Source organism: Sphingomonas sp. Leaf25, from assembly GCF_001421635.1.
GTDB lineage: Bacteria > Pseudomonadota > Alphaproteobacteria > Sphingomonadales > Sphingomonadaceae > Sphingomonas.
The window spans coordinates 302,542-324,123 of sequence record NZ_LMKU01000012.1; the positions used below are offsets into that span (position 1 = coordinate 302,542).

At 68.0% G+C, this 21,582-nt stretch carries 12 protein-coding genes; 4 read left to right on the top strand and 8 right to left on the bottom strand.

Annotation, left to right across the window (positions count from 1 at the left end; all coding sequences use genetic code 11):
* Positions 1 to 13: 13 nt before the first annotated feature.
* The 8 genes from ASE78_RS06065 to ASE78_RS06100 all read right to left on the bottom strand — a co-directional run bounded on the left by ASE78_RS06065 (position 14) and on the right by ASE78_RS06100 (position 15,742).
* Positions 14 to 2,086 (bottom strand): catalase, encoded by a 2,073-nt coding sequence (locus ASE78_RS06065; protein WP_056494535.1) that lies wholly within the window; start codon positions 2,084 to 2,086, stop codon positions 14 to 16.
* 146 nt (positions 2,087 to 2,232) lie between these two features.
* The gene (locus tag ASE78_RS06070) at positions 2,233 to 3,861 is read right to left on the bottom strand and encodes a Na+/H+ antiporter (protein WP_200910999.1); all 1,629 of its coding nucleotides are present in this window, start codon (positions 3,859 to 3,861) and stop codon (positions 2,233 to 2,235) included.
* Between the two features lie 265 nt (positions 3,862 to 4,126).
* Positions 4,127 to 5,050: a metallophosphoesterase family protein gene (locus ASE78_RS06075; RefSeq protein WP_056494537.1), complete on the bottom strand. Its 924-nt coding sequence runs from the start codon at positions 5,048 to 5,050 to the stop codon at positions 4,127 to 4,129.
* Positions 5,051 to 5,115: 65 nt separating this feature from the next.
* Positions 5,116 to 7,629: a TonB-dependent receptor domain-containing protein gene (locus tag ASE78_RS06080; protein WP_056494540.1), complete on the bottom strand. Its 2,514-nt coding sequence runs from the start codon at positions 7,627 to 7,629 to the stop codon at positions 5,116 to 5,118.
* Between the two features lie 79 nt (positions 7,630 to 7,708).
* On the bottom strand, positions 7,709 to 8,641 hold the full coding sequence (locus ASE78_RS06085; RefSeq protein ID WP_056494543.1) for a FecR family protein: 933 nt from the start codon (positions 8,639 to 8,641) through the stop codon (positions 7,709 to 7,711).
* Positions 8,611 to 9,183 carry an RNA polymerase sigma factor gene (locus ASE78_RS06090; RefSeq protein ID WP_056494546.1) on the bottom strand — a complete coding sequence of 191 codons (573 nt, stop codon included), beginning with the start codon at positions 9,181 to 9,183 and terminating at the stop codon, positions 8,611 to 8,613. The genes ASE78_RS06085 and ASE78_RS06090 overlap by 31 nt, the downstream gene beginning before the upstream one ends.
* A 186-nt stretch (positions 9,184 to 9,369) precedes the next feature.
* Positions 9,370 to 12,591, bottom strand: coding sequence for a S41 family peptidase (locus ASE78_RS06095; protein ID WP_156351302.1), 3,222 nt, complete (start codon positions 12,589 to 12,591; stop codon positions 9,370 to 9,372).
* Positions 12,592 to 12,664: 73 nt separating this feature from the next.
* The gene (locus ASE78_RS06100; protein ID WP_056494552.1) at positions 12,665 to 15,742 is read right to left on the bottom strand and encodes a TonB-dependent receptor plug domain-containing protein; all 3,078 of its coding nucleotides are present in this window, start codon (positions 15,740 to 15,742) and stop codon (positions 12,665 to 12,667) included.
* 177 nt (positions 15,743 to 15,919) lie between these two features.
* Between ASE78_RS06100 and ASE78_RS06105 the strand changes: the two genes are divergently transcribed.
* The 4 genes from ASE78_RS06105 (at position 15,920) to ASE78_RS06120 (ending at position 21,569) form a co-directional block, all read left to right on the top strand.
* Entirely contained in the window at positions 15,920 to 16,408 is a 489-nt protein-coding gene (locus ASE78_RS06105) for an Lrp/AsnC family transcriptional regulator (protein WP_055756045.1), read from the top strand.
* 289 nt (positions 16,409 to 16,697) lie between these two features.
* Positions 16,698 to 18,362: a hypothetical protein gene (locus ASE78_RS06110; RefSeq protein WP_056494556.1), complete on the top strand. Its 1,665-nt coding sequence runs from the start codon at positions 16,698 to 16,700 to the stop codon at positions 18,360 to 18,362.
* Between the two features lie 18 nt (positions 18,363 to 18,380).
* Entirely contained in the window at positions 18,381 to 20,012 is a 1,632-nt protein-coding gene (locus ASE78_RS06115; protein WP_056494559.1) for a GDSL-type esterase/lipase family protein, read from the top strand.
* A gap of 57 nt (positions 20,013 to 20,069) precedes the next feature.
* Positions 20,070 to 21,569, top strand: a complete 1,500-nt coding sequence (locus ASE78_RS06120) for a hypothetical protein (RefSeq protein ID WP_056494561.1) — start codon at positions 20,070 to 20,072, stop codon at positions 21,567 to 21,569.
* Positions 21,570 to 21,582: the final 13 nt, after the last annotated feature.

The window sequence follows — 21,582 nt, forward strand, 5'->3', positions numbered from 1 at the left end:
CTCGCCACCCGGATCACGCCAGCGTACGCACGCCGGGTTCGCGGGCGTAGAAGCGCCGCGCCGCCGCAGCGACGAAATCGTCCTCCACCCCGACGATCCCGTCGTCAGGTTCGACGCCGGCCTTGTCCAGCAACGGTTTCGCGCCCGCGCTCGCGCCGATCGCCTTGAGGTGGCCGAAGGCATCCATGACGAACTGCACCGCCGCCGCTTCCTTCATCAGCGTGCGACAGCCCGCGTCGGACACGATCACCGCGACCGCGTCGAAGAGCTGGCTCGGCGTACCGGCAAGCTGGCCATCGGCCTTGCGCTTCGATCCGTCGGCCAGCGTCGCGCCGCCGACCTTGGGCGCAAGCAGAACCGGCTTGCCCTTCGCCGCCTTGACCGCCGCGACCAGCGTGTCGATCGCCGCGCCGTCGCTGCCGTCGGTGAACAGGATGCCGACGCTGCGTCCCTCCAGCGTCGTCTTCATGTTCTTGTGGATCGACAGCGCGTCGGACGGTGCCATGTCCACCGGCTCGCGGGCGGGCTTGGCCTTGGCCGGCAGTTCGATGCCGAGGCCGTCGGCGACGCGCTTCGCCAGATCCTCGTCGACGTTGCGCAGGTTCGCGACCATCCGCGGCGGCACCTGATCGAGCACGCCGACCTTCGACAGTTCGAACACGAACGACGACGCGATATGCGCCTGCTCGCTCTCGGTCTGCGAGCGATAGAACAGGCGCGCCTGGCTGTAGTGATCGGCGAACAGTTCGGCGCGGACGCGCAGCTTGTCGCCCTGCTCGTCGGGACCGGTCGCCGCGTTCACCGTGACGAAACCGCGCTCGACACTCTCGCGCGGGCCGCCGTCCTCGCCATGCGCGGCAAGGCTGTTGGGTTCGTAATTGGCCCGGCCCTTGGGCACCTGCGTCTGCATCTTGCCGTCGCGCTGGAAATTGCCGAACGGACAACGCGGCGCGTTGATCGGGATCTGGTGGAAGTTGGTCGTCCCCAGTCGCGAATTCTGCGTGTCGAGATAGCTGAACAGCCGCCCCTGCAACAACGGATCGTTGGAAAAGTCGATGCCCGGCACGATGTTGGTCGGCAGGAACGCGACCTGTTCGGTTTCGGCAAAGAAATTGTCGGGATTGCGGTTCAGCGTCAGCGTGCCGATGATGCGCACCGGCACATCGTCCTCGGGGATCAGCTTGGTCGCGTCGAGCACGTCATAGGGCTGCGCCTGGGCAAACGCCTCGTCGAACACCTGGATGCCGAGGTCCCATTGCGGAAACGCGCCGGTATCGATCGCTTCCCACAGGTCGCGACGCTGATAGTCGTTGTCGGCGGCCTGAAGCTTCAGCGCCTCGTCCCAGATCGTCGATTGCAGGCCGAGTTTCGGCTTCCAGTGGAACTTGACGAAGCTGGCCTTGCCCTCGGCGTTGACCAGTTTGAAGGTATGGACGCCGAACCCCTCCATCGTGCGGAATGAGCGGGGCAGGGTACGGTCCGACATCGCCCACATCAGCATGTGCGTCGTCTCGGGCATCAGGCTGGCCCAGTCCCAGAAGGTGTCGTGCGCGCTGCCGGCCTGCGGATAGGCGCGGTCCGCCTCCATCTTCACCGAATGGACGAGGTCGGGAAACTTGATCGCATCCTGGATGAAGAACACCGGAATATTGTTGCCGACGAGGTCCCAGTTTCCTTCGCGCGTGTAGAATTTCACCGCGAAACCGCGCACGTCGCGCGGCGTGTCGACCGATCCCGCGCCGCCCGCGACCGTCGAGAAGCGCACGAAGACCTCGGTCTGCTCGCCCTTGGTGAACACCGCCGCCCGGCTCAGGTCCGACAGGTCGTCGGTCGCCTCGAACACGCCATGCGCGCCCGAACCGCGCGCGTGGACGATCCGCTCGGGGATGCGTTCGTGATCGAAGTGAAAAATCTTCTCGCGGAGAACGAAGTCCTCCAGCAGCGTCGGTCCCCGCGCACCGGACTTCAGGCTGTTCTGGTTGTCGCTGATCGGTACGCCGTGGTTGGTGGTCAGGACGGCGTCGTCACCGGTTGCGCGCTGGTGCGTTTCGCCGCCCTTGCCGATCGCTGTGTTCGTGTCGCTCATGTCGATCCTTCGTTCCCCGGATGGGCTCCCCCGTCCTAACGAAGCAGCGCCGCGAAGGACCCATTCGCGAACGCTTATCAACAGCTTGCCGGCAACGGACCGCGACATGACCCCGACGCCGGGTCTGGCGTCGGCTCACGCTCCCGTCACCCCCGATACCGGGCCTCGGCAAGATCGAGTTCGCGCACCAGCTTCCGTGCGGTTTCGCTGCCGATGGTCCGGCCACGGATCAGTTCGGTGAGTTGCTCGCGCTCTGCCTTCACCCCGATCAGCCCCAGTTCGGCCGACAGCCGTTCCTGCGTCCGCATCGCATCGGCGGTGCCGCCGGTCAGCCCGTCGATCCGCTCGCGATAGAAGTCCATCACCCGCGCGCCGGCGGCGGCATACAGGTCGGGATCGTCATGCGCTTCGGCCAGCGCGTGCTGCTGCCGCTCGATCGCGCGTACCGCCGCCTTGGCGGTGGCGATGCGGGCGCCGTCCTCCTCGGCCTGACGCGACGGTTCGGCGGGAAGCGTCAGGCCGTTCAGCAGCACCGGCAGCGCAACCGTCGCCAGCAACAGCGAGACGATGATGACCCCGGCGGCGAGGAAGATCGCCAGGTCGCGCGCGGGAAAGGCGGTGCCGTCGTTCAGCGTGAGCGGCAGGGTCAGCACGCCGGCCAGCGTGATCGCGCCGCGCACCCCGGCGAACGAGGTCGTCGCGACCAGTCGCCAGTCGGGGCTGCGCATCGCTCCCGGCCGTGTCTTGCGCAGGATGGTGAGGCGTAGCGACACCCATACCCAGCAGAACCGCAGCAGCGCGAGGCCGCCGACGATCGCGAGGACATAGACCGCAAGCCACCATGGCGAGGCGTGGCCGGTCAGCGCCACCGTTTCGCGCGCGCCGTCGAGGATGGCGGGCAATTGCTCGCCGAGCAGGACGAAGATGATGCCGTTCAGCGCGAACTGGACCATGTCCCACACCGAATTGCGGCGCATCCGCGTGACCGCCATCGCCTGTCGCGAGATTTCGGCATAGGTCATCGTCACGCCCGCCCCGACCGCGGCGAGAATGCCCGAGGCATGGACATGCTCGGCAAGCAGATAGGAGCCGAACGGGATCAGCAGGCTGACGAGGATCTGCGATCCGGTATCCTCGCCGTAGCGGCGCGTCACCCACGCCTTGGCGCGCGACACGGTGAGGGTGAGCGCGACGCCGATCGCAAGGCCCGCGCCCGCGACCCACAGGAAGTTGAACGCGGCCTGCGTCGCCGAAAAGCTGCCCGTCAGCGCGGCGGCGATGGCGAAACGCAGGCAGACGAGGCCCGAGGCGTCGTTGAGCAGCGACTCCCCTTCGAGGATGTGCATCATCCGCTTGGGGATCGGCACCCGCGCGGCGATGGCCGATACCGCGATCGGATCGGTCGGCGAAACGACGGCGGCCAGCGCGATCGCGACCGCCAGCGGCATCGCCGGGATCATCCAGTGGATGAAGAACCCCATGCCCACCACGGTCAGCAACACCAGCCCCAGCGCCAGTTCGACGACGGTCGACAAATCCTTGAACAGCTCGTCCTTGGGGATGCGCCAGCCATCGAGGAACAGCAGCGGCGGCAGGAAGAGGAAAAGGAACAGTTCGGGGTTGAGCGTCACGCGATGCGCGGTCGACAGCCCGATCACCCCGCCCAGCGCGATCTGGACGAGCGGCGTCGGCATCGACCACGGCAGCATCCGCGCGATCGCGCCGCTGACGACCACCGCCAGCAACAGGAACAGACTGATCGACACGACTTCCAAATAGCTTCTCCCCAGACGTCAGCGGGTTGGTAGAGAAGTGTCGCGGTGTAGGGCAACCTGCAACTGGCCGACGGCACGCTGGTCGGGGTGTTTGCCGGCCGGGCGCCGACCCACCTTTACGATCCAGGCCGGCGTCGGGCAGGGCGATCATGCGTGGCCGATCGGGTATCCGTCCCGCCGGGGCGCCACCCAGTATCCGCATCGACCCGGGAAGAACGTCTGGCGTTCGGACGCCAGAAGCCGGGCTCGAATGTTGGCGTCTCGTTCAGACGATCACATCGTGTCGGTCGATCGTACGAAAACCAAAGCCGCGATAGCGCGGGATGACCTGATCGCCATCGACCGCGATGTCCATGTACCCCTCGTCCGTGCCCAGGAAACTGCCCTGCCACCAGTTGCCGCTGACCGCCCCGCCGGTAATGAACGGGATACCGTTCAGCGTCACCGTCTCGGCGACATGGCTATGCCCCTGGAGCACCGCGATCACGTGATAGGGGCGCAGGACGCGCAACACCTCGCGGGCGTTCACCACGTTGGTCCAGTTGTGCGGCGTCCTCGTCCATTCCTCCGGCTCGTAGATCGCCAGCGCGGTGACGATCGGGATATGGGTCGCGACGATGATCCGCGTACCCTTAGGCTGCGCGGCCAGATCCCGCGCCAGCCAGGCGAGTTGTGCCGGATCGATCCGCCCTTCATAGCTGCGATCCGGGGTCAGCCCGATCGAATCGAGCACGACGAAATGCACCCCCTTGTGATCGAAGGCGTAATAGGTCGGGCCGAAGCGTTCGATATAATATTGCTTGCCATAATCGGGCGCGGACGGTGCGACGCCGCTGGTCGGGAACACGCCGAAACAGTCGTGATTGCCCAGCACGTGATGCACCTTCGATCCGATCGCCTGTTCGGTTTCGACATACAGGTCCATCAGCCGGTTCGCCCGCGCGCGGTCGACTTCCAGCGCGTCATAGACATGGTCGCCGCCCTGGATGACGAAGTCGTAACGCCCGCGCGCGACCGCACGGAAACATTGGCGGCATCCGTCCACCGCCTGCAATTCGGGCTGGATATGGCAATCGGTGACGAAGGCGAAACGGAAGGACGGGTCCGCCCGGCCGCGATCAGCGGCACGCGCGGCGGGCAGCAGGAGCGGTGCGGCGAGCGCCCCGGACAGCAGATGACGACGGTTCATGGCAAATCCTTCGCAACGACGGGCGGCCCGATCCCGATGACCGCGCCGCCCGCCCCCGTCTTGTTTCAGAAATGGGCGCGGATCGTGGCGTAGAGCTGACGCGGTGCGGCGACCTGCAACGTCGTGTAGGTGCCGCCGGGGTCACTGTTGCGAAAACCGCTGGTGCCGAGCGAGGCATAATAGCGGCGATCGAACAGGTTCACGACATTGACCAGCAGTTCGGCACCGGGCCGGGCCTTCGTGCCGGTCAGGCGATAGCCTGCCGAAAGGTCGACCGTCGCTGCGCCGGGCACCGGGCGGTCGTTGGTGAAGGTATAATAGCGGCGGCTGCGATAATGGCCGCTTACCTGTCCCCACAACCGGCCGTCGTCATACGCCAGTTCGAGGTTGCCGGTGTTGCGCGGCGAGGCGACGACCTGATTGCCCGCGATCGCCACCGGCGCACGGCCGGGCACCGCGACATCATCGTCATAGGTCGCGACGTTATAGCCCCAGCTTCCGTACAACGACCAGTCGGGGGCGAACCGCCAGTTGGCGGCGCCCTCGACGCCGCGCGACGTCACGCTGCCGACGTTCTGGAGCACATTCTGGTTGCCGACGATCGTCGCGCTGATCGACGATGCGAGCAGCCGGTTGGCGAAGCGGACGTGATAGCCGGTGAGCGACAATTGCAGCGCGGCATCGTGATAGCGATAGCCGCCCTCGATCGTGCTGGTCGTCTCGGGCTTCAGATCGTCGCGGATGAAGTTGAACCCGGCCTGCGTGGTCGAGAACGGGCCGCTCGCGGCGGAGGCGACGAAGCCCGCCATGTTGCGCGTATAGTCGGCGAAGACTTCGTTGTGCGCATCGAGCCGGTAGAGCGCGCCGACGGTCGGCAGGAACCAGTTGGTCGCGCGGATTGTGCCGTCGATCGGCTGGCGGCTCGTGATCGTCTCTGCCGTGTTGCTGGTGACGAGCGCCTTCACGCCGGCGTTCAGTTTCAGCGCCTCGCTCGCCTGCCACGTATCGCCCAGATGTACCTGCGTGATCTTCGTCGTGAAGCGATAGTTCCAGCGGGTGAAGAATGGATTCTCATAGAATTTCTGGAACCGGCGCGGTGCGACGCCCGCCTGCAACCCGTAATAATACGCCTGCTGATGGAAGCGATTGTCCTCGATCCAGATCCCGCCCTCGACATGATGATCGCCAAGGTCGGCGGCAAGGCGGGAGATCAACCCCTTGCGGTTGATGTCGTATTTGACCGCCGATACCGAAACCGGCGACCCGCCGAATGCCGCGGGCGAGGGGTCATAGGGGCTGGCGAAGGTGCCGATACCCTTGTCGAGATGCCAATAGACGGTCGTGCTGCCGCTGATCGCGTCCGACAGGCGATAGGCGAGCTTTTCATACGCCAGCATGTCGCGCCGTACGCCGCCGCCGTTGTAATAGACGTCGTCGGCATTCTTATAGGGTGCGGGTACGGCGGTTCCGTTCTGGAGCGCGCGCGCCAGCGCCTCGGCCAGCGCGAAATTGTCGGTCACGTTGTCGACGTCCCAGCCCAGCCGGTTGACCAGATCGAACGACACGTCCGCATAATCGTCCTCGCGACGATCCTGCAGGTTGAGATAGGTGGTCGAGGTGACCGCGTCACCGATCGGCTGCACGAACTGGACGTTCAACTGGTCCTGTTTCTGCTTGCCGGACCCTTTCCATTTGCCGGTATTCTGATGCGCAAAGGACAGCGCCACGCGCCCGCCGCCGGGCAGGATGCCGCTGTTCGCCCGGGCGAAAGTGCGCCACGTATCCGCGCTGCCATAGGTCTGGGCGAGGTCGATGCCGAAGCTGTCGGCCGGCGGCAACGACGTGAAATCGATCGTCCCGCCGATGTTGCTGGTGGAGGCGGTGCCCAGCGCGCCGCTGCCCTGCGACAACGTCACCGCACCGTTGTTCTCGGTGATGAGGGCGCGGCCGATCGCCAGGCCGTTGTTGTTGCGATACTGCATGTTGCCCAGCGGGACGCCGTCGAGCGTATAGCCCATCTGGTCGGTGGTGAAGCCGCGGATGGTGATCTGCTGCGCCCATTCATACGCACCCAGCGGGTCGGACGACACGAAGTCGACGCCGGGCAGCTTGGCGAGCGTCTGCAACGGCGACGTGCCGGGCGCTTCCTTGGCGAGTTCGCGCGGCGACAGCGTCTGGCTCTGGCGCGACTGGCCGCGACCAAGCACGATGATCTCCTGCGGTTCCGGCTCGGGCGCGGTCGCCGCACCGATGGTCGTCGGGCGCGGTGCGGCGGCAGGCGCGACCGCGCGGAGCGCGATCATCGTCGCGCTCCGCGTGCGGATTTCAAGCGGCTGCCCGGCCATCAGGTGGCGGAGCGCGGCGTCGCGGGTATAGGAACCGCGCAATGCCTTCACCTTGCGTCCGGCCAGCGCGTCATAGGGGAACAGGATCTGCACCCCCGCCTGTTGTGAAAAGCGGTTGAAGGCGACCGTGGCGTCACCTGCCGCGATGTCGAAATGATAGGTCCGCTCCGCAGCCTGCGCAGCAGCGGGCACCGCCGCGCACAGCAGCGCGACGCCGTTCAGATACCGAAACATGCAATCCCCCGAACAATGTGTCGTTCGGAATGCAGGACGGGTGGTCGGGGACGAACCGCTATCGCTTCGGCAAATTTATTTACGCGGTGACCAGAATGATCGTGCCGTTGGCGTCACGGCGCGCGGCGATGCCGAAGCTGGCCCGCATCGCTGCCAGGAATTCGCGAACGTCGCCGTTCGAGAAGCGTCCGCCAAGGCGCAGACCGGCCAGCCCCGGTTCGCCGATCCTGATCTTGTCGCGCAGATAGCGGTTGTATTCGGCGAGCGCGGCGTCGAGCCGGTCGCCTTCGAGCACGAGTACCCCCTGTCGCCATCCACGTAGCCGATCGATGGCCGCATCGTCGCCCGGTTCAATGCGTGCCGTCCCGCCCGCCAGCAACAGCCGTTGGCCGGTACGCGCGGTCCGGCCGTTACCGGTCCCGCTGCCTTCGAGCACGGTCAGCGTACATGCCGCACTGCCAAGCCGGGCGTTGAACGACCCGCCACCAAGCATGAACCGCCCGGCGGAGGTCCGCAATTCGACTGGCGTCGCATCGCTGCGGCAGTCGATCGCCGCCTCGCCCCGGTCGAGCCACAGCATGGGTCGGTCGCCACCGGTTCGCCAATACAGGATGCTGTCGGTGTTGAGATCGACCGTCAACTGGTCGTCGATGCGGATCGTCCGGCGTTCGCCGACATCGGTGACGGCACGTTCGCGAGCATAGGCGCTATAGGCGAAGCCGCCGCCCATCGCCGCCACGACGCCGGTGCCGATCGCACCGCGCAGGATCGCGCGCCGCGGATGACGCCGGGGTGCGGGCGGCGGCGGTGCCTGCTGCTGCAACAGTCGCAGCGCGCGCACGCCATCCAGCGCCCGCCAGGTCGCGGCGACCTCGGCAAAGGCGATTGCGTGCCGGACATCGGCATCGCGCCACCCCTCGAACGCCGCACGGTCGGCCGTACCCGCGTCGAGCGCCGCCAGCCATGCCGCCGCCGTGTCGGTCAGTTCCGTGCCTTGTGCGTGCTGGTCCATTCCGTCCGGCTATTCTCTTGCGCGCCCGATTCCGCCGAACGCATCGCCGTGGTGAGCAGCGACAATCCCTTGGCGAGATGCTTTTCCACGGTAGAGACGGAGATGGAAAGCCTTTCCGCTATCGTGCCCGGCGAGAGGCCGTCGATTTTGCGCAGCCGGACGACGCGCGCGCATTGCGGCGGCAACGCATCGATCAATTGCAGCAGATGATCGAGGTCGGACTTCGCCGATGCGACCGAGAAGGCATCGGGCGCCGGATCGGCCAGCACCAGCGTGTCGATCGACGCCAAGTGATCGATCGACACCACCTGCGCCCGGCGCAGCCGCTCGATCGCGAGGTTCTGGACGATGGTCAGCACGAAGGCGCGGGGATGCTGGATTGCGCGGTAATCGGCGACGGCCAGCACGCGGGCATAGGCCTCCTGCACCAGATCGTCCGCCTCGCCGGCACCACAGAACAGCGCGGCCTTGCGAACATAGGCCGGCCCGGACGGCAGCACCTCGGCCATGAACCATCGGTCAATGTCGCGGAGCCAGCTCACACCCGTTACCCTCGAACGTCACGGCCGCTCCTAGTCGACCGATGTGACGCGACAGCGACAGCCCGAACCGGTGCTCCCTCACCCCGGCGAACATGGCGTCGTCGAGAGCATGAACCCGGCGACGCCGATCGGGCCGACGCAGGCGGCGCGGCTGTCGGACAGGCTCGACCTACCGCTTGCCGGCCTTCACCTGCTTCCACTCGCGATCGGCGGCATGGGCTGCCCCGACCCCAGCACTTCGATACCTTTCAGCAACTGCGCATCGCCGCTCTCGCCAAGCGGGCGGGTGACGTCGACATCGACCGGACGTGGGTGCATTTCGAGGTCACGGCCGGCGGTATCGCGGATGCGGGTGTGCGGCACGCGCATGATCGATCCATCGATGAGCGCCGTCGGGCTGGTATAGATGATCCAGCCCGCCGTGGGCTGGCCGACGACCTTGCCCAGCCCCAGCGTGCGATAGCCCTCGGTGAAATCCTCCGCGTCGGACAGCGACGATTCATCGGTCAGCAGCACCGTCGGCAGCCCCAGCGCGCGCTGGCCAAGCGCCTGGCGGCTGGGCACAGGTGGCTGGCCGCGGGTCTGCATGGTCAGGAAGTTGCGCCGTGCGAACACGTCGAGCGCATAGCCGTTGACGAACCCGCCGTCGTTGTGGCGCAGGTCGATCACGACCCCTTGTCGCGCCTGGTTGGTGGCATCGAGGTCGAGATAGAGCTGGGTCAACGATTCCGCCGACATGTCGGGGATATGGACATAGCCAAATCGCCCGGCCGACAGCCGTTCGGTCATTGCCCGCCGCTCCGCCACCCATGCCCGGTAGCGCAGCCCGGCGGCGACGCTGGCCGAAACCGGGCGGACCACCGTCTGGCGGCGCGTACCGCCGCGATCGATCGTCACGCTCACCCGGTCGCCGACCCGGTGGTCGAGCAGCGCGTCGAGATTGTCGTGCGGGCCGATCGCCACCCCGTCGATCGCGACGATCCGGTCGCCCGGCGCGATCGCGGCGCTGACCGCCGCCGGGCCGTTGGGCACCAGCGTCGCGACGACCAGCCCGCGTCCCGCCTCGGCGGCGGCGGGATCGAAGGTGACGCCGAGATTGCCGACCCGGTCGACCGGCAGCGCGCCGTCGCCGCGCATCGGCCGGTTGATCCCCATGTGCGACGCATTCAGTTCGCCGAACATCAGGTTGATGACCCGGCGCAGTTCGTCGGGCGTCGCCGCCGCCAGCGCATGGGGGCGGAAGCGCGCTCCGATCGCGCGCCAGTCGTGCCCGGTGAAGCCGGGATCGAAGAAGCCGCGATCGAGCGTGCCCCATGCCTGATCGAACACGATGCCGCGTTCGGCGGCGAAATCGACGTCCATCTCCGCGCCAATGTCGACCATCTGCGGCTTCGGTTCGGCGAGCGGCGTGGTCATCACCCGCCCGTCCTCCAGCCATGCCAGCAGCTTGCCGTCGCCCGACAGGTCGAAATCGCCCTTGGGCCGGTCGGTGGCGGTGATCTGTTGCGCCGACGGCGGCGTGGCGGCCTGTTCGTCGAGGCTGTAGCGATAGAGATTGTCGCGTTCGCGTTCCTGCGCGCGGAACACCAGCGTCTTGCCGTCGGCGGCGATCACCGGCGCCTCGGCGCTCATCCCCAGCGGCAGCACGCTGGCGCGATCGCGCAGGCCGTCCCACTCGATCCGCACCACCGGGCGGACCGGGGCGGCATCGGCGACGGGTTTCGGCGCGGCGGCCTTGGCGGCATCGGGCGTCGCGTCGGGTGTGTCGTCGAACAGCCCGCGGAACAGATCCTCGCGATAGCGTGGCACGCGGGGGATCAGGTCGATGCGGACGATGCGCGACGGCTCGGTCCGCTGCGCGGTGTCGAACAGGATGTAGCGGCCATCGGGCGACCATGCGATCTGCCCCAGCCAGCCATTGGCGAGAAACCCGACCTGTCGCGCTTCGCCGCCCGCCGCCGGCACGACATGGACGTTCACGAACGACCGTGCGTCGCGCACCGGAAAGGCGATCCACGCGCCATCGGGCGACCACACCGGACGCGGCCCATCCTCGTCCACCGCCAGCGCGCCGGTGAACAGCAGCGTGTCGCTGGCCGCGACCTTGCCCTGTGCCGGGCGATAGACGCGCAATTCGCGGCGGTTGCGGACATAGGCGATGGCGCGGCCGTCGCCCGACCATGACGGCGCGACGGCGACGCCGGCCCCGGTCAGCATCGTTTCGCGCCCGCCAGCGATGTCGCTCAGCGCAAGGCGGCGATCCTGCCCCGCTTCGGTGACGTAGAGCAGCCGGCGCGAATCGGGCGACCACGCGACCTCGCGCTCGGCGGCGAGGCTGGTGGTGATGCGCTGCGCCGGGCCGCCGTCCTTGGCCGCGGCGGCGAACACCTCGCCATGCGCGATCAGCGCGACCTTGCGCCCGTCGGGCGACAGCGCCATGCGATCGAAGCGGGCGAAGCGTTGATGGCGGCGCGGTTCGGCGGCGGGGGCACCGCGCAGGCGGATCGGCACCGGAGCCGCCGCGCCCGTCGTGGCATCGAACCGCCATACGCCCATGTCGCGTTCGAACACGATGTCACCGCCCGCCCGCGCGCCCGAGGGGAACAGCAGCCGGCCATCGGTGAAGCGGGTCAGTTGCTGCGGCACCGCGCCAGGCGTCAGCGCGACGCGCCACAGATTCTCGGTGCCGTCGCGGTCGCTCATATAGGTGATCGCACCGCCATCGGCCGACCAGATCGGCCATGCGTGCTTGGCCCCGTCGCCCAGCAGCAGGCGATAGGCCCCGGTGCCGTCCGCCTGTTTCAGCCAGACCTCGTTCTCGTCGATATGGCTGTGGCCGTTGCGCCACCATTGTGTGTTGGCGATGCCGCGCGCGACTAGCGCGATCCGCCCGCCATCGGGCGAAGGGGCCGCCTGAAATTCGGACAGATAGCGTTCGCCGCTGACCGGTTGCGGCGTGCCGCCCGTGACCGGCACCCGGAAGATGTCGCTCTGGCGCGCGACGTCGCCCGCGCTCGATGCGAAATAGAGCCACTGGCCGTCGCCGGACCAGCCGTCCAGTTCCTCGTTCGCCTCGGCATAGGTCAGCCGGGTGATCGCGCCGTTGTCGAGGTTCAGGACATGGATGTTGGTGCTGCCACCCCGGTTCGAGGTGAAGGCGAGGCGGCGGCCGTCGGGCGAATAGCGTGGCCGCCCCTCGGTCGCCGGATCGGTCACGAGCAGGCGGGCGATCCCGCCAGCGGCGGGCACTTCCCAGATGTCCCCGCCCGACACGAACGCGATCGTCGTGCCGTCGGGCGACAGCGCCGGTTCGGACAGCATCGGTCGCGCTACGGACGCGGCGGGGTCCTGTGCGGCAAGCGGCACGGCGGCGGTGGCCAGCAACAAGGCGGCGAGGCGGGCGATCATGCGGGCAACATCCATGCGAAACGCGAAACTGGCAAGGGGCCGGGCGTGTCGCCACGCCCGGCCCCCCGGCGGATCAGAAGCCCTGCTTCAACCGGACGAAGAACGACCGGCCGGTCAGGTTGTACTGGTTCCCCGCGACCGATCCGATGCGGTAGGTGAAGGCATCGGGGCCGATCACCGCCGGTCGCCGGTCGAACAGGTTTGTCACGCCGACCTGCAGGGTGGTGCGTTCCAGCACCTGCGCACGCAGCGAGGTGTAGGCGGTGACATAAGCCGGCACCGACAGTTTCTCGACCACTTCGGCGAAGTCGTTGGAATTGCCATAGGTGTTGCGGCCGGCATAGGCGCCGTAGAAGCGGAAATGATCGGTGCCGGGAACGAACGCTTCCTCGTCCGTCCAGTAGCGCGTGTCGTCGACCTTCCCGATATAGTTCGCGCCGACGAACCAGCTCAGCTTGCGCCAGCTCAGGTTCGCCTCCGCATAGCCGCTGAGTTCGGGGAAGCCCGACAGGCCGTTGCGCTCCAGTTTCGTGCTCAATGCGTCGCGCGTGACCGAGGTTTCGAGCGCGCGGGTGCCGCGCAGTTCGAAGCCCAGCCGAACCTCGCCGGGCAGCGGCACCGCCAGTTGCAGCGCCACGTCGATGCCGCGCGCGCGCTGTTCGGACAGATTCAGATAGCGGTTCGACACTTCGGTGATCGCGCGCGTCACCGGATCGCGGGTGATCTGCGAACAGAAGCTCTGCCGCTCGGGGCCGCTCAGCCGGTAGCAACTGCCGATGATGTTCGACACGCCGAAGGTCGTCACCTGGTTGCGGACGCGGATGTCGTAATAATCGACCGCGAGCTGCAAGCCGGCGAACCCGGGCCGCACCACCACGCCGAAGTTGAGGTTGGTCGACGTCTCCGCCTTCAGATTGCCCGCGCCGCCGCCGCTGATCCCGCGGATCGAGGTGATGTTGGCGGGGGTGAAGTCGGCGGCGAAGCCATCGGCGCGGCAATTGGCGGCGACGGTCGCGTTGGCCCCCTCGCCATAGCGCTGGCAGGGATCGGTATAACCGAAGAACGACGTCTGGTCGGCGAGGTTGAGTTCGTAGATCGTCGGCGCGCGGAACGACGTGCCATAGGAAGCGCGCAGCGCGATCGGCTTCACCACTTCCCACGCGCCCGCCACCCGGTAGGTGCCGTTCGATCCATAGGAGCTGTAATCGGTGTAGCGCCCCGATGCGGTCACTTGCAGGCTGCGGATCAGCGGCAGGCCAGCGAGCAGCGGGACGCCCAGTTCGCCGTACACTTCGCGCACCGTGTCCGACCCTGCCGTGCGCCCGGCGGTGGAGAAGGCGAAATAGTTCTGGTTGCGCGCGTTATAGCCCGGCGTGTCGTCGAGATCGTCGGTCCTGATCGTGCCGCCGACCGCGAGCGCCACGTCGCCGGCGGGCAGCGTGAACAGCGTGCCCGACAGGCTCGCCTCCAGCGCGAACTGGTCGTAGCGGGTATGGCCTTCCTCATAGCCTTCGAGGAAACTGCGTTCGGCATCGCTCCAGTTCTGGTCGACGAGGAACCGCTTGGTCAGCCACGGGATCGACACGCACGGCGTCGGGCCGGAAATGGTGATCCGGCGCGCGTCGCAGGCGGTGCCCGGCGCGGTCGCCGCGTTCAGCCGGTCCTGATAATAGAAGGTCTGGCCATAGGTGCCGCGCGACAGGCCGACCCGGGCATTGGCGTCGTAGCGCCAGCCTTTGAGCGCGCCGCCGGTGAAGGTGCCGCGCAGGCCGAAGCTGGCCTGGGCGAAGTCGACACGCTGTTCGGCGCGGAACGGGCGCACGACCTGCGGCCCGACGACGCCGGGCGAATTGCCGCCGCTGGCCGCGATCAGCGCCGATCCGACGGTGTTGTTGGGATTGGTCGCCGCCAGCAGCGGATAGAGGAAATACCAGCTATTGGACGTCGACTCGCGATGCGAATACAGGCCGGTCAGATAGAACTCGCTGTGCCCCGCAACGTCGAACCCGGCCGAGAAGAACGCATTGAGCCGGCTGTACGGCGAGATCGAATCCGCTTCCTCGAACGCGCGGCTGGTATTGGGCGAATAGGCGAAGGTGTCGGGGAAACCGGCGCGGTTGGTGCGTACCCAGTCGCGCAGCGGCGCGGTCGCCGGATTGGCCAGCGATTGCAGGTTCAGCGCGGCGGCGGGGTAGGGGCCGTTCGCCCGGCCCGGATCGAGCGTGAAGCTGCCGCCATACCAATAGGGATCGAAGAAGATGCCGGTCGGATTATGGTTGTAGCAGCGGAAGTTGCCCGACCGGTCGCGGGCATCGACCCGCTCGCCGCTGGTCGGGGAATAGACGAAATCCTGCGCGCAGGCGGTTTCCGCCCGGTCCTTCAGGTTCAGTTCGTATTGCCGGTCATATTCGACCGCCAGCGACGCATAGAAATTCTCGTAATTGCGGCCCCAATAGGCGTTGGCGTTCAGATACTCGCCGCCGCCCGCCTGCGACACGCGCCCGAAGCCGCCGATCTCCAGCCCGTTGCCGCCCTTGCGGGTGATCGCGTTGACGACGCCCGCGATCGCGTCCGATCCATAGACCGACGATGCGCCGGTGGTCAGCACCTCGACCCGGTCGAGCGCGATCGCCGGAATGACATTGTAATCGACCGGCGCGACCTGGCTGCCGGTGCCCGACGGCGCGATGCGCTGCCCGTTCAGCAGGGTAAGGGTGCGGATCGCCGACAGGTTGCGCAGCGATATGGTGCTGACGTTCGCGCCGCCGCTGACGACCATGCCGCCCGCCCCGGTCGCCGCCATCTGGTTGTTGACCTGTTGCGTGCCCAGCGCCGCCGTCGATCGCGCGACCATTTCCGCGGCGGTGGCCAGGCCGGCATTGGCTGCCGTATCGGCGCGGATCACCTGCACCGGCGCGGTCAGCGAAAATTCAGAAGGCAGCCGCGAACCGGTGACGACGATGGCGTCGTCGTCGGCGTCCGGCACGACCGGATCGGTCACGGGCAGCGGGGCCGCGTCGGGATCGGCCGATACGGGATCGGGCGCGGCGCTCTGCGCGCCGCGCTTCGGCGTGGTCTGCGCGGATGCGGCGGTGCCGTGGATCAGCGCGATGGAAAGAACGAGCGACGATACTCCGGTATGATAGCGCATGATGTAGCCCCCAGCTTCATGACTGCTTTCACCCCTGCGTGATGCCGTTGTGGCGGTGCGGAATCTCTTTCGGATTCCATTGTGCGCTTGCTAACACCAAACCGGACGGGGGTTCTCACCAATCTTTCCCCGGAAATCGTGTATCGATGCACGATATTGCAGCGAAAGGATGATCGGATGACGAAAACCGACGCGGTTGATCTCGATCGAATCGATTATCGCATTCTTCGCGTGCTTTCGTCGCAGGGGCGGTCGAGCGATGTCGCGATCGGCGAGGAAGCCGGACTGTCGAGCAACGCCGTCGCACGCCGCCGCCGGCAGATGGAGGAAAGCGGCGTAATCGCCGGCTATTCGGCCGACATCAATCTGCGACGCATCGGGTATGGCCTGCTGATCCTCGTCCAGATCGAACTCGCCTCGCAATCCGACCGGGCGATCGGGGAGTTCGAGCAGGCGATCCAGCGCTGCACGGCGGTGTCGAAATGCTGGTTCGTTTCGGGCGACGTCGATTTCCTGGCGCTGGTGCATGTCACCTCGCTGGAGGACTATGACGAAACCTATCGTCAGGAACTATCGATCCTGCCGAATGTCGCGAAAATCCGCAGCTCGTTCGTCCTGCGGCGGGTGCTGGACCGGGCCACGCCGCCGTCCGCGATCAAATATTGATCGGCCGTCGCGCAACGCGCGCATCGCGGGGACACGGGTTTTCGGCAGGCGTCGGCGCTCGGCTGGCGTAGATCCTCGACCGGGTTCTCGCCACATTCCCCAGACCCGGTGCCGGCCGATCGTCGGGACGACGACGCGGCCGGACGTTGACCGCACCGCGCAGGTCGTTCCGGGACACCGCCTTACCCGGTGGTTTCCACCGATTACCACTGTTTGCCACCCCTTGCCCGGTTCCTTACCCTCCGCCTGATCCGCCATCGTTGCCGCACAGCAGATAGGGGGCAGGCTAATGCGGGGCGACATCGGTGCGGCACGACGATCGGGGGCGGTGGCGGCGGGCATAACCCTGCTGGCGCTTGCCTCGCCGCTGGCGGCGAAGCCCCGGATCGACCCGGCGGGCCTGACCCCCGCCGTCCTGCGCGGCGACGGCGTGGCGGCGCTCCGGGCGGGCGATCCGGCGGGGGCGATCCCGATGCTGTCGGAACTCGCCTCGCGCCAGCCGCGCGACGCGACCGCGCAGACGCTGCTGGCGCTCGCCTATCACCAGTCGGCGCAGGTGCGCGGCGACACCCCCGATCTGGCGCTGGCCGGCTATGAGATCGCGGCCCGCGCCGATCCGGGCGAGATGTGGCCGGCCGCCCTCGCGGGCCGGGCGACGTTCGATCAGGGCCGCTATGGCGAGGCGAGCGAGCATTTCGCCCGCGCCGCCGCGCTCCGCCCGGGCGACGCGCGGCTGCTCGGCGCGCTGGCGGCATCGGCCTATATGGCGGGCGATCCGGCGCTGGCGATGCTGGCGGCGACCCGCGCGACGGCGATCGACGGCGAACGCGATGCCGGGCTGCTGCGCCTCGCCGCGCTGGCAGCAGCAGCAGCGGGCGATCCCGCCGCCGCCCGCGCCCGCCTCGCCCGGCTACAGGTGGTCGCCCCCGATCTCGCCGCCCCCACCGGCGCGCGCGTGGCGCAGATCGAACGCACCGCCGCGCTCGACGCCGCGCCCGATCCGGCACCGGTGGTCGAGGAGGGCGTGCCCGGCCAGGTATCGGTCGACGTCGCGATCATCCTGTCGCAGAATACGCGGCGCGAGCGGACGGGGATGAACCTGCTCGACGGGCTGAGCCTGCAATATGGCCTGACCCGCACCGGCACCCGCACCACCCGCGACGACGGCGCGGGCGGGGGCAGCAACGAATATCAGCGCGTGCTGACCAGCGCGATCGGCGTGCCGCAGCTCAACTACAACCTCAACCTGTTCAGCCGGGGCGGGCAATTCTATTCGGTCGTCGCCCGCCCGCAACTGACCGCCTATCGCGGCGAGGCCAGCGAGTTCTTCGTCGGCCGCACGATCAAGGTCGCGGTCAACGGCATCCAGTCGGGATCGCTCGAACAGATCGACATCGGCGTCGCGCTGAAAGTCACCCCGGTCGAGATCACCGCCACCGGCACCCGCGTCAAGGTGGAGGCGGAGCGCAGCTTCGTCACCGCCGACCCGGCGGGCTCGTTCAGCGAGGCGCTGACCACCTTCCGGCAGAAAGTGCTGGCCACCGCCGAGATCCGCTTCGGCGAGACGCTGCTGCTCTCGGGCCTCAACGAAACCGTCGACGACGCGACCTTTTCCAAGACCCCAATCCTCGGCGACCTGCCGGTGGTCGGCAACCTGTTCCACGAGCGCGCCCGCACCCAGCGGCGCGACGCGGTGATCGTGCTCGTCACCCCCGCCCGTGCGACCGGCATCGCCGCGCGCCCGTTCGCGCGCGGCGACCATGCCGCGCGGCTGACGCGGCTGTGGACGCAGGTGGTCGACCCGGCGAGCAACGCCGCCGCCACCGCCGCCCGGCTGGAGCGCACACGCTTCTTTACCCGCATGACCCGCGGCGACGTGACCATGCCCTTTCCCGACGCGGTGCAGGCGGCGGGCGAGATGCTCTCCGACCTCCTGCTCCCCTCGCATCGCTGACCCGAAAGGATTTCCGACATGTCCAGGACCCTGTCCCGCGCGCTCGCGCTGCTCCTCGCCGCCACCGCGCTGCCGGCACTGGCGCAGGACGCGCCGCCGCAGTTCGTCGCCTATGACGACGTGCCGTTCGGCCCCGGCGACCGCGCGCTGCCGCTGGCGGTGAAGCTCGATCCCGGCGACACCTCGGCCAATATCGCGATCTGGGTCGTCTATGGCGACGATGCGGCCGAGGTGCGGGCGGCGACGCTGACCGGCCAGCAGCCGCGCGGCCGCGTCGCGATCACCGCGACCTCGGCCGAGGGGGTGGCGCGAGCGCGCTTCGTGTTTCCCCACTCCGACAACACGACGCCCAACGCGCAGGACGTCCGCGCGCGCAAGCTGTCGTCGGGCGACCGCGTCTTCTACAAGGTGGTGAAGGCGCGTGGGGCCGCCCTCGTCGAATCCCCGGTCGTCGCCTTCGTCATGCCCGACAAGCTGACCATCGCCAATCTGGGCGATTCCTATGCCAGCGGCGAGGGCGCGCCGTATCGCACCGGGGCGAAATGGGACAATGAACTGTGCCATCGCAGCGGCAATTCAGGGCAGGCGCGCGCCGTCGCCACGATCATCGACGAAAATCCCGAAACGGCCATCGCGTTCAAGAACGTCGCCTGTTCGGGCGCGCAGATCACCGAGGGGTTGTTGCTGTCGCAACTCAGGCCGAGCTGGATCTGGGAAGAGGTCCAGACGAATTTGCAGACGCCGGTCCGGCCGCAACTGGCGGTGGTCCGCGACTGGCTGGCCGACAATGGCTATGCCGAACTGAACATCGCGATGGTGTCGGGCGGCGGTAACGACGTCGATTTCGGCGATTTCGTCCGGAATTACCTCGTCCTGCCGGGCGTCATGGGGCCGGACGACGAAGCCGGCGCCAATTTGCGCCGCCGCATCGCGCAGGACGTGCCGCAGCTCTATGCCAGTCTGCGTCAGGCGTTCGACGCGAACTTCACCTACGACCGGGTGCTGGTGTCCGAATATGCCGATCCGATGCGCGGCGCGGACGGCGCCTATTGCGACCTGCCGCCATTCAGCCCGCGATCGGAATTCGCAGCACTCGACGCGGCGTTCCTGCGCCCGCTCAACGCCGCGATCCGCGGCGCGGTCGGCGACGGGCCGAAATGGTCGGTGGTGGCGACGGCGGATCGCGCGCGGGGCCACGGGCTGTGCAACGATCGCGAACCCTATTTCAACAACCACCTGGTCGCGTCGTTCGCGATGCAGGGCGATGCCTATGGCATCGTCCATCCCACCCGCACCGGCCATGCCAGCACCTACCGGCCGGCCTATGAGATCGCGCTGCGCGACGCCGTGCGCGACATCCGCCGCAAATGGGCGATACTCGCCGCAAAGCGCAGCGCGAGGGAAAAGGCGCAGGCCGCCGCTACGGCCCGCGCCATCGCCGAGCGCACCGCGATCCGTCCCGGTGCCGCCGGCGCCGTGCTGCGCGTCTCGGTGCCCGCCGGGCTGGTCAACCGTCCGCCGCTGACCGCGCCGGCCGGCGACCGGGCGGCGATCACCGATCTGCTCGCCCGCGCCCGCGCCGAGGCGACGGGCAAGGGGGTCCCGGGCGATGCCATTCCCGACAATCGCATCGCCGACGGGCGCGAATGATCCGTCGCGTGACCCCCGTCCTCCCGTCCTTCCCGTTCGAACCCCGGAGTATCGCTCATGACCACCCCTGCCTCGACGTCTGTCCTGTCCCGCCGCCACCTGCTGGCCGGCACGACCGCCATCGGCGGCCTGTTCGGCATCGGTGCGCCGATCGGCGCGCAGCCACGCTTCGCCAAGGTGCCAGCCAAGCTGCCCGCGCTGTTCACCGCCATCCCCGACGGGATCAAGGGACCATGGGGGCTGGTGCGCGCCACGGTGATCGACGGCGAACTCTGCCCGTTCCTGATCCGCTCGGCCGATGGCAACGGCCTGTTCGATTTCGGTGGGCGGATGGCGACGATCCGCCTCGGCGACGAGGCCACCGGCCTGACGCTGACCGCTGAGGGGTTCGCGGTCGGCAAGGACAAGCCGCGCCCGCTGAAAGGCAATGTCGCCGCGCTGGTCAAGCTGATCCGCGGCAACAAGGGCTGGACGCGCAGCGCGATGCAGCTCCGCTCAGCCTATGCCACCGCCTTCCCGGTGCTGGCCGCGCAGAAGAAACAGCCGGTCGGCAAACGGCAGATGGCGACGATCGGGCAGGTCTGGGACGATCTGGGCAGCGCCGCCAACTGCACGACCACCACGATCACCGAATCGGTCGAACGCCGGGTGCGCGAAACGGTCGACGTCTGGATGTCGGCGCAGGAACGCTATGCGAAGTGTTTCGACGAGACGGTGCGCGACAGGGACGGGGCCTGCGGATGGTTCGGCGCCGGCGATCCCTCGTTCCAGCCCGCGCGGGTCTGTGCCGCGACCTATTGCGTGGGCAAGGGGTTCGTCGACATCGTGGTCGGCACGATCACCGTCTGGTCGACCATCGTCGATGAAGTCACGCGCGAAGTGACCGAATGCACCGCCCCGCTGCGCGGCTATCTGCCCGACCGGTTCGACCTGCCCACCCTGCCGATCCCGGAGCTGAAGGAACCCGATTTCATCCGCCAGATCCGCGAAGGCATCATGCAGTCGCAGGACGTGCTGCGCGCGGTACAGTTGCTGCGGCGGCACCTCGACGGCGTGCTGTCCGAACTGGGGCCGTTCCGCTGCTTCATCGAAGGCGAATGGAGCATCGCCGCGCTGCCATTGGTCGCGGGCATCGGCATCCCCTTCGGCGTCAACATCTGCATCGATGCCGCCTGCGCCCGTTCGCTGACGCTCGACCGGGTCGGGGCGGACACCGCCGACGCGCTCGGCACCGCGCTGTCGCTGCTGGCGACGTTCCATTCGGGGGTCGCCACCGCGCTCAACATCGCGCCGATCGCCGAACTGGCGACGGCGGTGTCGGGCCTCGGGCCGATGGCGGTCGCGGCGGGGGCGGCGATCGCCTCGCTGCTGATCGCGGCCATCTATCATGCGGTGGTGATCTCGGCGCAACTGACGCTCGCGCTGCGCTTCAGCGACGTCGCCGCCGATGGCAAGGTGTGCTTCCACCATCCGACGCTGGCCGCCGCGCTGCTGGCGGCGGTGACGGTCGGGTCCTTGTCGCCGGTGCTGCTCACCCCGCCGCTGATCGTCAACTGACCGGCGCGGGCCG

Coding starts and splice junctions, on each gene's coding strand:
- ASE78_RS06085 (WP_056494543.1), bottom strand. CDS start 8,641: ATGGACCAGCACGCACAAGGCACGGAACTGACCGACACGGCGGCGGCA.
- ASE78_RS06105 (WP_055756045.1), top strand. CDS start 15,920: ATGACGAAAACCGACGCGGTTGATCTCGATCGAATCGATTATCGCATT.
- ASE78_RS06075 (WP_056494537.1), bottom strand. CDS start 5,050: ATGAACCGTCGTCATCTGCTGTCCGGGGCGCTCGCCGCACCGCTCCTG.
- ASE78_RS06100 (WP_056494552.1), bottom strand. CDS start 15,742: ATGCGCTATCATACCGGAGTATCGTCGCTCGTTCTTTCCATCGCGCTG.
- ASE78_RS06065 (WP_056494535.1), bottom strand. CDS start 2,086: ATGAGCGACACGAACACAGCGATCGGCAAGGGCGGCGAAACGCACCAG.
- ASE78_RS06095 (WP_156351302.1), bottom strand. CDS start 12,591: ATGATCGCCCGCCTCGCCGCCTTGTTGCTGGCCACCGCCGCCGTGCCG.
- ASE78_RS06110 (WP_056494556.1), top strand. CDS start 16,698: ATGCGGGGCGACATCGGTGCGGCACGACGATCGGGGGCGGTGGCGGCG.
- ASE78_RS06080 (WP_056494540.1), bottom strand. CDS start 7,629: ATGTTTCGGTATCTGAACGGCGTCGCGCTGCTGTGCGCGGCGGTGCCC.
- ASE78_RS06115 (WP_056494559.1), top strand. CDS start 18,381: ATGTCCAGGACCCTGTCCCGCGCGCTCGCGCTGCTCCTCGCCGCCACC.
- ASE78_RS06120 (WP_056494561.1), top strand. CDS start 20,070: ATGACCACCCCTGCCTCGACGTCTGTCCTGTCCCGCCGCCACCTGCTG.